A 14525-nucleotide genomic window follows, 5' to 3' on the forward strand; every position below is an offset into this window, starting at 1 on the left:
CCCTGTCCGGCCGCGCCGCCTCACCCGTCCGAAGGATTCCATGAGTCTCAAATGCGGCATCGTCGGCTTGCCCAACGTCGGCAAGTCCACCCTGTTCAACGCGCTGACCAAGGCCGGCATCGCCGCCGAGAACTACCCGTTCTGCACGATCGAGCCGAACGTCGGCATCGTCGAAGTGCCGGATACGCGCCTGAAGGCGCTCTCCGAAATCGTCAAGCCGGAGCGTGTCGTGCCGGCCGTCGTCGAGTTCGTCGACATCGCGGGCCTCGTCGCGGGCGCGAGCAAGGGTGAAGGCCTCGGCAACCAGTTCCTCGCGAACATCCGCGAAACCGACGCGATCACGCACGTCGTGCGCTGCTTCGAGGACGAGAACGTCATTCACGTCGCCGGCAAGGTCAGCCCGATCGACGACATCGAAGTGATCAACACCGAACTCGCGCTCGCCGACCTCGGCACCATCGAGAAGGCGCTCACGCGCTATTCGAAGGCGGCGAAGTCGGGCAACGACAAGGAAGCGGCGAAGCTCGTCGCGGTGCTCGAGAAGGTGCGTGCGCAACTCGACCAGGGCAAGGCCGTGCGCGGCCTCGCGCTGTCGGACGACGAACAGGCGCTGATCAAGCCGTTCTGCCTGATCACCGCGAAGCCGGCGATGTATGTCGCGAACGTGAAGGACGACGGCTTCGAGAACAATCCGCACCTCGAGGCGGTGCGCAAGTACGCGGAAAGCGAAAATGCGCCGGTGGTCGCCGTGTGCGCGGCGATCGAGGCGGAAATCGCCGATCTCGACGACGCGGACAAGGAGGCATTCCTCGCCGACATGGGCATGGAAGAGCCGGGCCTCGACCGCGTGATCCGCGCGGGCTTCAAGCTGCTCGGCCTGCAGACCTACTTCACGGCGGGCGTGAAGGAAGTGCGCGCGTGGACGATCCACATCGGCGACACCGCTCCGCAGGCGGCCGGCGTGATCCACACCGACTTCGAGCGCGGCTTCATCCGTGCGCAGACGATCGCGTTCGACGACTTCGTCACGTACAAGGGCGAGCAAGGCGCGAAGGAAGCCGGCAAGATGCGCGCGGAAGGGAAGGAATATGTCGTGCACGACGGGGATGTGATGAACTTCCTGTTCAACGTTTGAGCGAATCTCCCAGGCGTACGGCAATTCACGGAAAACCCCTTGCGGCCATAGTGCCGCAAGGGGTTTTCCGCTTTATGCTCCTAGCATCATTCCGCTAGCAGGCCACGATGACGAAGCACTGCCTATGGCTGTTCATGGCGGTTTCGGCTGCCGCACTCGCCGACCCGACACCGGCCGACGAGATATCCGCGCGCAGCGGTTTGCCGGCCAGTGAAGTGACCGCGCTGTTGAACCACTGCGCTTCGAGCCAAACCGGCATGAATTTCTGCGCCTGGCGCGATCAGATCGTTGCGGAACGCGGACTGCAACACGTTATCGACAAAAAGGTCCGCGCGCACCCGGAGCGCAAAACGTCGCTCGAGGCGCGGATCTCAAAATGGAAGAAGGCGCGAGACGCCTCATGCGAAAGGTCCGCACGCAAGGAATGGGGTGGAGGATCCATGCTTCCTGCGGCGGTAGCGATCTGTGCGACGGCATCGACGAAGAAGATGACGAAGACACTGTCCTCGACGCGGGATCAGGCCCCATCCTGATGCAAAGATGCGAACACACGCGAACGTGGTCGCTACTGCGCACCGGCACAGCACCCGCGCCGATACCGGCCGACGCAGAGCATAGCCCGTCGGCCGCTTCGATTACCGCGACGGGCGCGACGAATCGGATTTGATCCGGCGCGCTTCAGTAGCGTTGCCCGATCGTTGATCCCGCAACGACATCCTGCCAATCGCGGAATAAAAACGGCCCGACCGGCAAACACCGATCGGGCCATGTTTCACGGCGCAGGCTTTCCGCCCGCCATCACGTCACGCCATCACGTCGCCGACACGCGCCGCCCTTCACCCGCCCGCGCATCACGCCCCCGCTTGTTCAGCCACGACGCAAGCAGCACGAGCAACGCCAGCACGGCCGTCGCGCCCACTTCCATCCGGTGATCTTCGCTGACGAACATCACGGTCAGCGTGCCGCAGATGAACAGGATCACGGCCCACGTGAGCCACGGGAACAGCCACATCCGCAGCGTCAGGTCGGCGCCGCCCGATTCGAGCGTCTTGCGCATCCGCAGTTGCGAGACCGCGATCACGAGATACACGAGTAGCGCGATCGCGCCCGACGTCGCGAGCAGGAACCCGAACACCTGCTCCGGCATCAGGTAGTTCGCGATCACGGTCAGGAAACCGAACGCCGTCGACGCGAGCACGGCCGCACGCGGCGTGCCGGTCGAATCGGTGCGATGCAGGAACGCGGGCGCGTCCTTGCGCCGGGACAGCGAGAACAGCATCCGCGACGCCGTGTACAGCGCCGAATTCAGGCAGCTCGCGACCGACACGAGCACGATCACGTCGATGATCGCCTTCGCGTTCGGGACGCCGATCAGTTCCATCGCGCGCTGATACGAGCCGTGCTTCGGCAGCAGCGGGTCGTTCCACGGCACGATGGCCGCGACGACGAGGATCGAGCCAAGATAGAACAGCGTGATACGCCAGATGACCGAATTCGTCGCGCGCACGATCTGGCGTTGCGGGTTGTCCGATTCGGCGGCCGCGATCGTCACGATCTCGGTGCCGAGGAACGAGAACATCGTCGTCAGCATCGCCGCCAGCACCGCGCTCGCGCCGTGCGGCATGAAGCCGTCATGCACGAACAGGTTCGACACGCCCGACACGGCCGGTGCCGGAATGATGCCGACGATCGCCGCGCCGCCGATGCACAGGAACACGACGATCGCGACGACCTTGATCAGCGCGAACCAGAATTCGAATTCGCCGTAGTTCTTGACGGAAAAGAGATTGGTGACGGTGAGCAGCAGCGTGATGCCGAGCGCGAAAATCCACGTCGCGATGTCCGGGAACCACGCATTGAGGATGGTCGCGGCCGCGGTCGCCTCGATCGGGATCACCAGCACCCAGAACCACCAGTACAGCCAGCCGATCGTGAAGCCGGCCCAGTGGCCGATCGCGCGATCGGCATAGGTCGAGAACGACCCGCTGTCCGGATGCGCGACGGCCATCTCGCCGAGCATGCGCATCACCAGCACGACCAGCACGCCCGCGATCGCATACGCGAGTATCGATGCCGGCCCGGCTTCCGCGATCGCGTGCCCGGAGCCGACGAACAAGCCCGCGCCGATCACGCCGGCAATCGACATCATCGTTACGTGACGCTGCTTCAGGCCCGTGCCGAGGCCCGTGTTGCTTCCACTCATCTGTCTCTCTCCAAAAAAACCGTTCCGGTACGACCGGTGTCGCGTGAAGGCGGCGCGGGGAGTTGTCGTTCTTGGGTCCGGCCGCGGCCGCGCGTGCGTCGCACGTGTGCATGGGCCGGATGGGGCCGCTCCGGTGGGGTCGTCCGCGCAGTCTGCGAAGCTGCGGGTGCGATGCGGCGCGCCAAGCGCCGGCGCATCGCGTACGCCCGTTCCGTCGGCTGTCGTCAGCCGCCTTCGAAGCGAAGGAGTGTAAGCACCAAACGGTTCTTCACTAAGAACCAATTGAGGAATTTCGATGGAACCACTCATTGCATCGATACGCACCGATGCAACGTTTGATTGGTTCCGGCGCCGGCTCGAGCGCGGGGCGCGCCATTCAGTTCGCGTCGCGGGCAGCTTCGTCCCGCCACTTCGCCGGCACGATCGCGAGCCATTCTCGCAGAAGCAGTTTTTTCACGGCGTCGGGGCGCGCGGCCGACAGGCGCACCAGCACGATCGGCCAGCCGACATAATGATCGGTCACGTAGTACACGTCGGGCGCCGACTCGATCAGCCATGCACGCTCGTCGGGGCCGACGCCCTTCACGACGAGCGTGTCGCCGTCCTCGCGCAGCCGCGCGAGCAGCTTGCCCTTCACCTTGAGCGCGGGCGTGCCGTACGACGTGCCTTCCTCGACGCCGCGCCATGCCAGTGCGATCTGCCGGACTTCGTCGAATGTCACGATGCCTCCCCGACCGTACGCCGATGGTTGACGGTCCGGCTACCCTACCGGAAACCGCGCGACACGCCCAGCCGCGCGGCGCTATGCGCCGGTCGCACGCGCGGCGGCCGGCGCACGCCCGGTGGTTGCGACGATCGCGAACGCAATCGCATTCGCGGCGGCGCTCGCGAGGATCGGCACGAGATAGCCGCCGCCCGCGTCGTAGATGAAGCCGGCGGCGGCCGGCCCGATCAGCGTGCCGAACGCGACGCTCGTGTACAGAATGCCGATGATCGCGCTCACGTTGCGCCCGCCGAAATAGTCCATCACGACGGCCGGCAGCACGGCGACCCAGCCGCCGTAGAACACGCCGAACACGAGTGCGAACGCGGCCAGCGTCGCGACGGTGCCGGCGCCCGCCCATGCGACCAGCGCGACGGCCATGCCGGCGAACATCGCGAGCAGCGATGCGCGGCGGCCGAAGCGATCGGCGAGGCCGCCGAGGAAGAAGCGGCCGGCCGTGCTGCCCACGCCGATCGCGCCGAGCAGCAGCACGGCCGTCGACGGCGCGACGCCATGATCGAGCGCGTACGGCACGAGGTGAACGAACGGGACGAACACGCCGAACGAGCAGACGAGGCAGGCCGCGTACAGGCTCGCGAACGGCCGCGACGTGACGGCTTCGCGGACCGTCGCGCCGGCATGCACGTTCGCACCGGTCGACGCAGCAGCGGCATCCCGACTGCCGCCGCCGGGTGCGTCGCCGTCCGGCAGCAATCCCCGCCTGCGCGGATCGTTCTCGATCAGCAGCGACATGCCGGCTCCCAGGACGATCACGAGCGCGGCCAGCGTGAAGTACGCGCCGCGCCAGCCGACCTGCGCGATCAGCGCGGACGCGAGCGGCGGCATCACCAGCGTGCCGACGCCGATCCCGGCGACCGCGAGCCCCGACGCGAACCCGCGCCGGCGCACGAACCAGCGCTGCACCGCACCGACGGCCGGCACGTACGCGCTGCCCACGCCGAACCCGACACCGAGCCCGTACGCGACATAGACTTGCAGCAGCGTATGCGCCGCGCCGGCGGCCGCGAGCCCCGCGCCGGTCAGCAGCATTCCGGCGACGGCGAGCCGCCGCGAGCCGAAACGATCGGCCAGCGGCCCGCTGACGATGCCGAAGCCGAAGTACAGGAAGCCGGCGAGCGAGAACACAAGCGAGATCTGGCCGCGCGACGCGGCGAAATCCCGCTGCAACGATTCGACGAACGCACTGAACGTATACGCGCTGCCGAATCCGACGAACGTGACGGCGAACGCGGCCGCCACCACGTACCAGCCATAGAAAAGGCGCGACGCGCCCGGGCGGTTCATGACGATGCTCCTCTCAGGTTCGACCGGCCGCCGCGCGGCAGCCGTGTTGCTCCGTGGATATAGTTGAACTATGTTGACCGCATCGGCTGCCGGCACGCAGCCGCAAAACAAGCGATCAGACGCATCAACGGTACTCGCGCGTACGCGCCGCCTCAAACGATATTTCGTCGACCTTTCGATTTAGAAAAACTGAATGAATCGTTCCCGCCTGCCGCCGCTCAACGCACTGCGCGCCTTCGAAGCCGCGGCCCGCCACCTGTCGGTGAAGTCGGCGGCCGAGGAGCTGTCGGTCACGCCGGGCGCGGTGAGCCAGATGATCCGCGTGCTCGAGACGCATCTCGGCGTGCAACTGTTCGAGCGCGTGAACCGCGGGATCCTGCTGACGGCCGCCGGCCGCGACTACCTGCCGCCCGTGCGCAACGCGTTCCGGCAGATCGCCGATGCGTCGCAGCGCGTGTCGGGCGCCGCCGACAGCGGCGTGCTGACGGTGAGCGTCACGCCGTTCTTCGCGTCCGCATGGCTCGTCCCGCGCCTCGCGCAGTTCCGGCAGGCGTGCCCGGACGTCGACCTGCAGGTCGTCACGAGCCACGCCCTCGCGGATTTCGCGCGCGACGGCGTCGACGTCGCGATCCGCCACGGCCTCGGGCGTTACATCGGGCTGTGCAGCGAACGCCTGCTGACGGTGGAAATCGTCGCGCTCGCGTCGCCCGAACTCGTCGCGCGGCTCGGCATGCCGGCGACGCCGGCCGCGCTCGTCGGCTGGCCGCAGTTGCACGACGCCGAACGCAAGGGCTGGCACATCTGGTTCGGCGCGCAGCGGATCGACGATTTCGGGCCGCCGCGCGGCCCCGCGTTCGACGATTCGGGCCTGCTGCTGCAGGCGATCGTCGCGGGCCAGGGCGCCGGGCTGCTGCCGGCCGCGATGGTGCGCGGCGAGCTGGCGAGCGGCCGGCTCGTGCAGCTTGCCGATACCGCATGGCTCGACGATTTCGCGTACTACCTCGTCTATCCGCCGCATCATGCGGAACGGCCGAAGGTTGCGGCGTTCCGCCGGTGGATTCTCGATGCCGCGCAGACCGACGGCGCGGCGTCGATGTCCGGCGCGGCGTAGCGTCGCGCGGCGCCACGGCGCCGATCCGCTAACATGCCGCGCGGGCGGTCGGCTCGACATCGCCCGGTATCGATAACAACGAACGGAACGAGAGAGACCATGCGTGCCCTGCTCCGCCGCGCGACACACGTCGCGACCCTGTCCGCCGCGCTCTTCGCCGCGGGCGCCGCGTTACCCACGCCGGCGCATGCCTATCGCGCGTCGCCCGGCTACGGCAACGAAGCCGATCTCGACCGTCACGACACGTATCGCAACCGCGACGGCGAAACCGTGCATGCGCCCGCGCATTCGAAATCGGGCCGCGTGCCGGACGGCGCGAGCGCGCGCTGCCGCGACGGCACGTACAGCTTCAGCCGCCACCGGCGCGGCACGTGCTCGGGGCACGGCGGCGTCGCCGCGTGGCTGTGAGCGCGGGTCGGCCGAATGGCCTGCGCCGTGCCAGCGGCAGCCGGCGGCGAAGTACAATACGCGCTCGCACCGCCGCGCCCCGCGCGGCACGCTCCGTACCGAATCACCCGACGCCGCCACGCCCGCGCGCGCTGCGCGGCCGTCTCAACCACTTCTGACTTTCACACCGAAATGGCCCAATACGTTTTCACGATGAACCGGGTCGGCAAGATCGTGCCGCCCAAGCGCCAGATCCTGAAGGACATCTCGCTGTCGTTCTTTCCCGGCGCGAAGATCGGCGTGCTCGGCCTGAACGGCTCGGGCAAGTCGACGCTGATCCGCATCATGGCGGGCGTCGACAAGGACATCGAGGGCGAAGCCACGCCGATGCCGAACCTGAACATCGGCTACCTGCCGCAGGAACCGCAGCTCGATCCGACGAAGACCGTGCGCGAAGCCGTCGAGGAAGGCCTCGGCGACCTGTTCCAGGCCAACAAGAAGCTGGAAGAAATCTACGCCGCGTATGCCGAACCGGACGCCGACTTCGACGCGCTCGCGGCCGAGCAGGCGAAGTACGAGGCGATCCTCGCGTCGAGCGACGGCGGCAGCCCCGAGCAGCAGCTCGAAGTGGCGGCCGACGCGCTGCGCCTGCCGCCGTGGGACGCGAAGATCGAGCACCTGTCCGGCGGTGAAAAGCGCCGCGTCGCGCTGTGCAAGCTGCTGCTCGAGAAGCCCGACATGCTGCTGCTCGACGAACCGACCAACCACCTCGACGCCGAATCGGTCGACTGGCTCGAGCAGTTCCTGGTGCGCTTCCCGGGCACCGTCGTCGCGGTCACGCACGATCGCTACTTCCTCGACAACGCGGCCGAATGGATTCTCGAACTCGACCGCGGCCACGGCATTCCGTGGAAGGGCAACTACAGCAGCTGGCTCGACCAGAAGGAAGAGCGCCTGAAGCAGGAAGAAGCGTCGGAATCGGCACGCCAGAAGGCGATCAAGAAGGAACTGGAGTGGGTGCGCCAGAACCCGAAGGGCCGTCAGGCGAAGTCGAAGGCGCGTATCGCCCGCTTCGAGGAACTGAGCAGCCAGGAATACCAGAAGCGCAACGAAACGCAGGAAATCTTCATTCCGGCCGGCGAACGCCTCGGCAATGAAGTGATCGAGTTCAAGAACGTCAGCAAGTCGTTCGGCGACCGCCTGCTGATCGACAACCTGAGCTTCAAGATTCCGGCCGGCGCGATCGTCGGCATCATCGGGCCGAACGGCGCCGGCAAGTCGACGCTGTTCAAGATGCTGACCGGCAAGGAACAGCCGGATTCGGGCGAAGTCGTGATGGGCCCGACGGTGAAGCTCGCGTACGTCGACCAGAGCCGCGACGCGCTCGACGGGTCGAAGACGGTGTTCGAGGAAATCTCGGGCGGCGCCGACGTGCTGACGGTCGGCAAGTACGAAACGCCGTCGCGTGCGTACATCGGCCGCTTCAACTTCAAGGGCGGCGACCAGCAGAAGATCGTCGGCAACCTGTCCGGCGGCGAGCGCGGCCGCCTGCATCTCGCGAAGACGCTGATCTCGGGCGGCAACGTGCTGCTGCTGGACGAACCGTCGAACGACCTCGACGTCGAAACGCTGCGCGCGCTGGAAGACGCGCTGCTCGAATTCGCGGGTTCGGTGATGGTGATCTCGCACGATCGCTGGTTCCTCGACCGGATCGCGACGCACATCCTCGCGTTCGAAGGCGATTCGCAGGTCACGTTCTTCGACGGCAACTACCAGGAGTACGAAGCCGACAAGCGTGCGCGCCTCGGCGAGGAAGCCGCGAAGCCGAAGCGTCTGCGCTACAAGCCGATCAGCCGCTGAGCGGCGCGGCCCAGGCAACCGGCGCCGCGCTCACGCGGGGCCGGCGCCGAAGCGGGCCGCAACCGGCACGGCACAACGAAGAAGCGGGCTCATGGCCCGCTTTCTGTATCCGCCCGACGCTCGCCCCGACGCTTACGCGAGCGCGCCCAGTTCGCGCAGCCGCGCCTCGGTCGCCGCCGCGCTCGTGTGATGAATGCCATGCCAGCCGAGCGCCGTCGCGGCCGCCGCGTTGTGCGCGTTGTCGTCGATGAACACGAGCTCGTGCGGTGCGATGCCGGGCAGGTGCGGCTCGATCCGTGCCTGCATCTCGCGGTAGATCGCCGGATCGGGTTTCACGAGCTTCACGCGGCCCGACACGACGATGTCCTTGAACCGGCGCAGCACCGGGAAGTTGTCCCAGGCATACGGAAACGTCTGCGCGGACCAGTTGGTCAGCCCGAACAGCGGCATCCGCTGCGCGTCCAGCCGGTCGACGAGCGCCGCGCCCTCCTCCAGCACGCCGCCGATCATCTCGTGCCAGCGCGCGTAGAACGCGCGGATCAGCGCCTCGTGCTCCGGAAACTTCGCGACGAGTTCGGCCGTGCCTTCCTCGATCGTCTGCCCGCCGTCCTGGCGGACCACCCAGTCCATCGCGCACACGTGCGTGAGGAACCAGCGGCGCTCGGCATCGTCGGGAATCAGCTCACGGTAAAGGTACTCGGGGCTCCAGTCGATCAGCACGCCGCCGAAATCGAACACCACTGCCTTGATCGTCATGCGAACTCCGTGGCGAGCACGTCCGCGAGCGGCCGCGGCGTCACCGCGTTGCCCGACAGCGAATTGTTGTTCCAGATGAAGTGGTGGTGCGCGACGATCTGCGCCGCCGACAGATGGGCGCGCTCGTTCGTCGTGTGCAGATCGGACACGACGGTCGTCCGGTAGCCGAGCAGCGCGGCACGGCGCGCGGCGGAATCGACGCAGAACTCGGTCGCATAGCCGCAGATCAGCACCGAACGGATGCCGTGGCGATCGAGCTGCGCTGCGAGCGGCGTGTCGTGAAACGCATCGCTTGCCTGCTTGCGCACGCGCCAGTCGGCTCGACCGACGACCAGCCCCGCATGCAGTTCCCAGCCCGGCGTGCCGGGCACGATGTCGTCGTCCGCGTCGCCGTCGTGCTGCACGAAGCACACCGGCGCGTTCGCCGCGCGCGCCGCCGCCGTCAATCGGTTAATGCCCGACACCACGTCGGCGAGCCGGTACGCGGGCTGCGCCCGCTCCACCAGCCCGCGCTGCATGTCGATTACGATCACCGCGGTGTCCGCCATTGCCTGCCCTCGCTGTTATCGTCCGGCCGTCGCTCGATCGTTGCCGAATCGCGATCCGGCCGTTGCCTCACGTTGCGTCAGATCGGCTGCGTGCGCGCGTCGAGCCACGCCTTCGCGTCGCCGCTCAGGTGCCGGCCGACGCGCTCGCGCACCGTCGCGTGATACGTGTTCAGCCACGCGCGCTCTTCGTCGTGCAGCATCTCGATCAGCACGCAGCGCGTGTCGATCGGGCACAGTGTCAGCGTCTCGAACGCGAGGAAATCGCCGAATTCCGTCTGCCCGGCCGCCCGGTTCACGACCAGGTTCTCGATCCGGATGCCCCACTGGCCCGGACGGTACACGCCCGGCTCGATCGACGTGATCATCCCCTCTTCCATCGCCGTGTACGGCTCGGCGGGCGCATAGTGCGAAATGACCTGCGGGCCCTCGTGCACGTTCAGGAAGTAACCGACGCCATGCCCGGTGCCGTGACCGTAGTCGAGGCCGGCCGCCCACATCGGCGCGCGCGCGATCGCGTCGAGCATCGGCGAGCGGATGCCGCGCGGGAAGCGGGCGCGCGACAGCGCCATCATCGATTTCAGCACGATCGTGAAATCGCGCCGCTGCAGGTCGCTGACGGTGCCGACCGGCACGACGCGCGTGATGTCGGTCGTGCCCGTCATGTACTGGCCGCCCGAATCGATCAGCAGCAGGCCGTCGCCGGCGATCGTCGCGTGCGACTCGCGCGTCGCGTGGTAGTGCGGCATCGCGCCGTTCGCGTTGAAGCCGGCGATCGTCGCGAAGCTCGCCGACACATACCCGGGGCGCCGGGCGCGCGCGGCCGTGAGCTTTTCCTCGATCGTCAGCTCGGTGATCGTCTCGCGATTCACCGCCTGTTCGAACCACGCGAAGAATTCGGCAAGCGCGGCGCCGTCGTGCTCCATCGTCACGCGTACGTGCTCGATCTCGGCGGACGTCTTGCGCGACTTCGCGAACGTCGACGGATTCACGGCCTCGACGAGCTTCACGCCGGCCGGCACGGCCTGGAGCGTGCCGAACGTCACGCGGCGCGGATCGATCAGCAGCGTCGCGCCGTCGGGCAGCGCCGCGAGCGCCGCGCGCGCGGCGTCGTAGGCGCGGACGTCGACGCCATCCCGCGCGAGCGACGCGGCCAGCGCCGGCGACACCTTGCCGTCGGCGACGAACAGCGTCGCGCGATCGGCGCCGATCATTGCGTGCGCAACGAACACCGGATTGAAGTTGACGTCGGCGCCGCGCAGGTTGAACAGCCACGCGAGATCGTCGAGCGTCGACACGAAGTGCCATTGCGCGCCCTGCGCGTGCATCGCGCGGCGCACTTCGGCGAGCTTGCTCGCGCGCGTCGTGTCCGCCTGCGGCGCCACGTGCTCGAAAACCGCATCGCCGGGCAGCCCGGGCCGCTCGGGCCAGATCGCGTCGAGCAGGTCGACGTCGGTACGCAGCGCGATGCCGCGCGCGCTCAGCGCGGCCGTCAGCGCGCGCGCGGCCGCGACGCCGAGCACGGCGCCGTCGACGCCGACCGTCGCGCCCGCCGCCACGTTCTGCGCGAGCCAGTCGACGTGCGGCGCGCTCTGCTGCCCGCCCGTCATCTTCATCAGCTGCACGCCGGTGCCCGCCAGCTCGGCGTCGGCCTGCACCCAGTAGCGGCTGTCGACCCACAACCCCGCGAAATCCGCGGTCACGACCAGCGTGCCGACCGAACCCGTGAAGCCGGACAGCCAGCGGCGCGCCTGCCAGCGTTCGGGCAGGTATTCGGACAGATGGGGATCGGCGGACGGCACGAGATAGGCGGCCAGATTCTCGCGGGCCATGGCGCCGCGCAGCAGCGCGAGGCGGGCCGGCACCGGCGAGACTTCGGGGAGACGGGCATTCATGATTTCACCTGAGAGCATTCAGCGACGGGCCGACAACGCGACCGTCACGGCTACGGCGACGAACGCGACGCCGGTGCAGACCGGCCATTCGAGCGTCTCGCCATCGTAAAACAGTCCCGAGAGATTGCCGACCATGCGGGCGGCGGCCGCGCCCACGATGCCGACGAGCACCGCGATCCACCACGCCGGCCGGGCCGTGCGCCGCATCGGGTGCAGCCAGCGGCCGAACAGCCCGACGGCCGCTCCCAGGACAAGGATTCCAAACCAGTTCATTCGACGCCTTCTATAAATTCAGATTCGTCCCATAGGCGTGAACGTTGCCAGCGGCTAGCATCGATTCATTCATCGAACCCGAGACCAACCGGGCGCCGCGAACGTTCGAGTGTAGGGGCCGACTCGACGTTATGGCAAGCGCGCGCCTGCTGCCGTATTGAAGAAATTCTCATGCGAATCGCTCTGATCGATCCCGAGTCGCGCCATGCCGCACTCCTGAACCGCCTGCTCTTCGCGGGCGGTCACGTGTGTCACGCATTTGCGTCCAGCGCCGCATTCTTCGCGTGGCTCGCCGCCGACAACACCTGCGACATGCTGGTCACGGGCCACTGGGCCGGCGACCAGCCGGCGCAGGAAGTCATTCCGCGCGCGCAAGCGGTCCTGCCCGGGTTGCCGGCCATCGCCGTGATGCCGTCGGCGCGCGAGAGCGAAATCGTCTCGTGCCTGCACGCGGGCGCCGACGATTGTCTCGTGCGCCCCGTGAGCGGGCCCGAGTTGCTCGCGCGCGTCAACGCGCTGAGCCGGCGCGCCGGCGTACGCCGCGCACCCGCCCGCTCGCGCGAAATGTATGGCGAATACGCATTCGACGCCACGCATTGCCTCGTGCGTTTCGACGACGCAATCGTTTCACTGACGCCGAAGGAGTTCCGCTTCGCGCAGTTATTGCTCACGAACGTGTCGCGGCCCGTGTCGCGCGCCCATATCCTCGAAACGGTGTGGGGGCGCCGCCGCGACATGAAGTCGCGCACGCTCGACACGCACGCGTCCCGGCTGCGCAGCAAATTGCAACTGCTTCCGGAGCGCGGCTACCGGCTGTTGCCGCTCTACGGCTTCGGCTATCAGCTCGACCGCGTGCCGATCGAACCCCCAAATTCACGGCCCCGCCACGCCGATGGCCGGTACGCAGCGAGTGAGGAAATCACCGAAACGCTATAATATGGGGCTAAACGATAGCCCTCGATATGCAACTCCTCACGATCGGAATCAACCACCACACTGCGCCTGTCGCCCTGCGCGAACGCGTGGCGTTTCCGCTCGAGCAGATCAAGCCGGCTCTCGCCACGTTCAAGAACGTGTTTCTCGGCCCGCAGGCGCCCAATACGCCCGAAGCGGCGATCCTCTCCACCTGCAACCGCACCGAACTGTATTGCGCGACCGACGATCGCGCGGCCCGCGAAGGCGCGGTCCGCTGGCTGTCGGAGTATCACCGGATCCCGGTCGACGAGCTCGCGCCGCACGTCTATGCGCTGCCGCAGTCGGAAGCGGTCCGGCACGCGTTCCGCGTCGCGTCCGGCCTGGACTCGATGGTGCTGGGCGAAACCCAGATTCTGGGCCAGATGAAGGACGCCGTTCGCACCGCGACGGAAGCCGGCGCGCTCGGCACCTATCTGAACCAGCTGTTCCAGCGCACGTTCGCGGTGGCCAAGGAAGTGCGCGGCACGACCGAAATCGGCACGCAGTCGGTGTCGATGGCCGCCGCCGCGGTTCGCCTCGCGCAACGGATCTTCGAAAAGGTTTCGGATCAGCGCGTGCTGTTCATCGGCGCCGGCGAGATGATCGAGCTGTGCGCGACGCACTTCGCCGCGCAGGGCCCGCGCGAGCTCGTCGTCGCGAACCGCACGGCCGAACGCGGCCAGCGGCTCGCCGAACGCTTCAACGGCCGCGCGATGCCGCTGGCCGACCTGCCTACCCGCATGCACGAATTCGACATCATCGTGTCGTGCACCGCATCGACGCTGCCGATCATCGGCCTCGGCGCGGTCGAGCGCGCGGTGAAGGCGCGCCGCCACCGGCCGATCTTCATGGTCGACCTCGCGGTGCCGCGCGACATCGAGCCCGAAGTCGGCAAGCTGAAGGACGTGTTCCTTTACACCGTCGACGATCTCGGCGCGATCGTGCGCGAAGGCAACGCGTCGCGCCAGGCCGCGGTCGCTCAAGCCGAGGCGATCATCGAGACGCGCGTGCAGAATTTCATGCAATGGCTCGACACGCGCAGCGTCGTGCCGGTGATCCGTCACATGCATACGCAGGCCGACGCGCTGCGCCGGGCCGAAGTCGAGAAGGCACAGAAGCTGCTCGCGCGCGGGGACGATCCGGCCGCCGTGCTCGAAGCACTGTCGCAGGCGCTGACCAACAAGCTGATCCACGGTCCGACGAGCGCGCTCAACCGCGTCAACGGCGCCGATCGCGATTCGCTGATCGACCTGATGCGCGGCTTCTACCAGCACGCGCCGCGCTCGAACGACCAGTCCGGCCACTAGCGCCGCCCGGTCGCCCTGCCGCCGTCGGCCG

At 67.7% G+C, this 14525-nt stretch carries 14 protein-coding genes; 7 read left to right on the forward strand and 7 right to left on the reverse strand.

Annotated features, from left to right (window positions below):
* The first annotated feature begins 40 nt into the window (after positions 1-40).
* On the forward strand, positions 41-1135 hold the full coding sequence (gene ychF, locus LGM42_RS28780) for a redox-regulated ATPase YchF (RefSeq protein WP_006482062.1): 1095 nt from the start codon (positions 41-43) through the stop codon (positions 1133-1135).
* A gap of 107 nt (positions 1136-1242) precedes the next feature.
* Complete coding sequence (locus tag LGM42_RS28785) at positions 1243-1668, forward strand: lysozyme inhibitor LprI family protein (RefSeq protein WP_226234055.1); 426 nt, start codon at positions 1243-1245, stop codon at positions 1666-1668.
* Positions 1669-1946: 278 nt separating this feature from the next.
* Here LGM42_RS28785 and gabP read toward each other — a convergent pair whose 3' ends face one another.
* From gabP to LGM42_RS28800, 3 genes are all read right to left on the reverse strand, one after another.
* A complete protein-coding gene (gabP, locus tag LGM42_RS28790; protein WP_124863519.1) occupies positions 1947-3338 on the reverse strand; it encodes a GABA permease in 1392 nt (463 codons plus the stop codon).
* Between the two features lie 376 nt (positions 3339-3714).
* The gene (locus tag LGM42_RS28795; RefSeq protein ID WP_059577066.1) at positions 3715-4059 is read right to left on the reverse strand and encodes an MmcQ/YjbR family DNA-binding protein; all 345 of its coding nucleotides are present in this window, start codon (positions 4057-4059) and stop codon (positions 3715-3717) included.
* Between the two features lie 81 nt (positions 4060-4140).
* On the reverse strand, positions 4141-5406 hold the full coding sequence (locus LGM42_RS28800; protein ID WP_059577069.1) for an MFS transporter: 1266 nt from the start codon (positions 5404-5406) through the stop codon (positions 4141-4143).
* 193 nt (positions 5407-5599) lie between these two features.
* On the opposite strand from LGM42_RS28800, the gene gcvA reads away from it, so the two are divergent.
* The 3 genes from gcvA (at position 5600) to ettA (ending at position 8764) form a co-directional block, all read left to right on the forward strand.
* Complete coding sequence (gene gcvA, locus LGM42_RS28805) at positions 5600-6517, forward strand: transcriptional regulator GcvA (RefSeq protein ID WP_226234056.1); 918 nt, start codon at positions 5600-5602, stop codon at positions 6515-6517.
* Positions 6518-6616: 99 nt separating this feature from the next.
* Entirely contained in the window at positions 6617-6925 is a 309-nt protein-coding gene (locus LGM42_RS28810) for a DUF3761 domain-containing protein (RefSeq protein ID WP_060965518.1), read from the forward strand.
* 171 nt (positions 6926-7096) lie between these two features.
* Positions 7097-8764: an energy-dependent translational throttle protein EttA gene (gene ettA / locus LGM42_RS28815; RefSeq protein ID WP_006494122.1), complete on the forward strand. Its 1668-nt coding sequence runs from the start codon at positions 7097-7099 to the stop codon at positions 8762-8764.
* Between the two features lie 132 nt (positions 8765-8896).
* On the opposite strand, the gene LGM42_RS28820 is transcribed toward ettA, so the two are convergent.
* The 4 genes from LGM42_RS28820 to LGM42_RS28835 form a co-directional block, all read right to left on the reverse strand.
* Positions 8897-9520: an HAD family hydrolase gene (locus LGM42_RS28820; RefSeq protein ID WP_059577077.1), complete on the reverse strand. Its 624-nt coding sequence runs from the start codon at positions 9518-9520 to the stop codon at positions 8897-8899.
* Positions 9517-10068, reverse strand: a complete 552-nt coding sequence (locus tag LGM42_RS28825; RefSeq protein ID WP_226234057.1) for a cysteine hydrolase family protein — start codon at positions 10066-10068, stop codon at positions 9517-9519. The genes LGM42_RS28820 and LGM42_RS28825 overlap by 4 nt, the downstream gene beginning before the upstream one ends.
* 77 nt (positions 10069-10145) lie before the next feature.
* The gene (locus LGM42_RS28830) at positions 10146-11960 is read right to left on the reverse strand and encodes an aminopeptidase P family protein (protein ID WP_226234058.1); all 1815 of its coding nucleotides are present in this window, start codon (positions 11958-11960) and stop codon (positions 10146-10148) included.
* Between the two features lie 18 nt (positions 11961-11978).
* Positions 11979-12233 carry a hypothetical protein gene (locus tag LGM42_RS28835; protein ID WP_059577086.1) on the reverse strand — a complete coding sequence of 85 codons (255 nt, stop codon included), beginning with the start codon at positions 12231-12233 and terminating at the stop codon, positions 11979-11981.
* Positions 12234-12404: 171 nt separating this feature from the next.
* On the opposite strand from LGM42_RS28835, the gene LGM42_RS28840 reads away from it, so the two are divergent.
* Both LGM42_RS28840 and hemA read left to right on the forward strand, forming a co-directional pair.
* Positions 12405-13169 (forward strand): response regulator transcription factor, encoded by a 765-nt coding sequence (locus tag LGM42_RS28840; protein ID WP_059640124.1) that lies wholly within the window; start codon positions 12405-12407, stop codon positions 13167-13169.
* Between the two features lie 26 nt (positions 13170-13195).
* A complete protein-coding gene (gene hemA / locus LGM42_RS28845; RefSeq protein WP_059577092.1) occupies positions 13196-14494 on the forward strand; it encodes a glutamyl-tRNA reductase in 1299 nt (432 codons plus the stop codon).
* Positions 14495-14525 lie beyond the last annotated feature (31 nt).

The sequence above is a fragment of the Burkholderia sp. AU39826 genome, assembly GCF_020419965.1.
Taxonomy (GTDB): domain Bacteria; phylum Pseudomonadota; class Gammaproteobacteria; order Burkholderiales; family Burkholderiaceae; genus Burkholderia; species Burkholderia semiarida.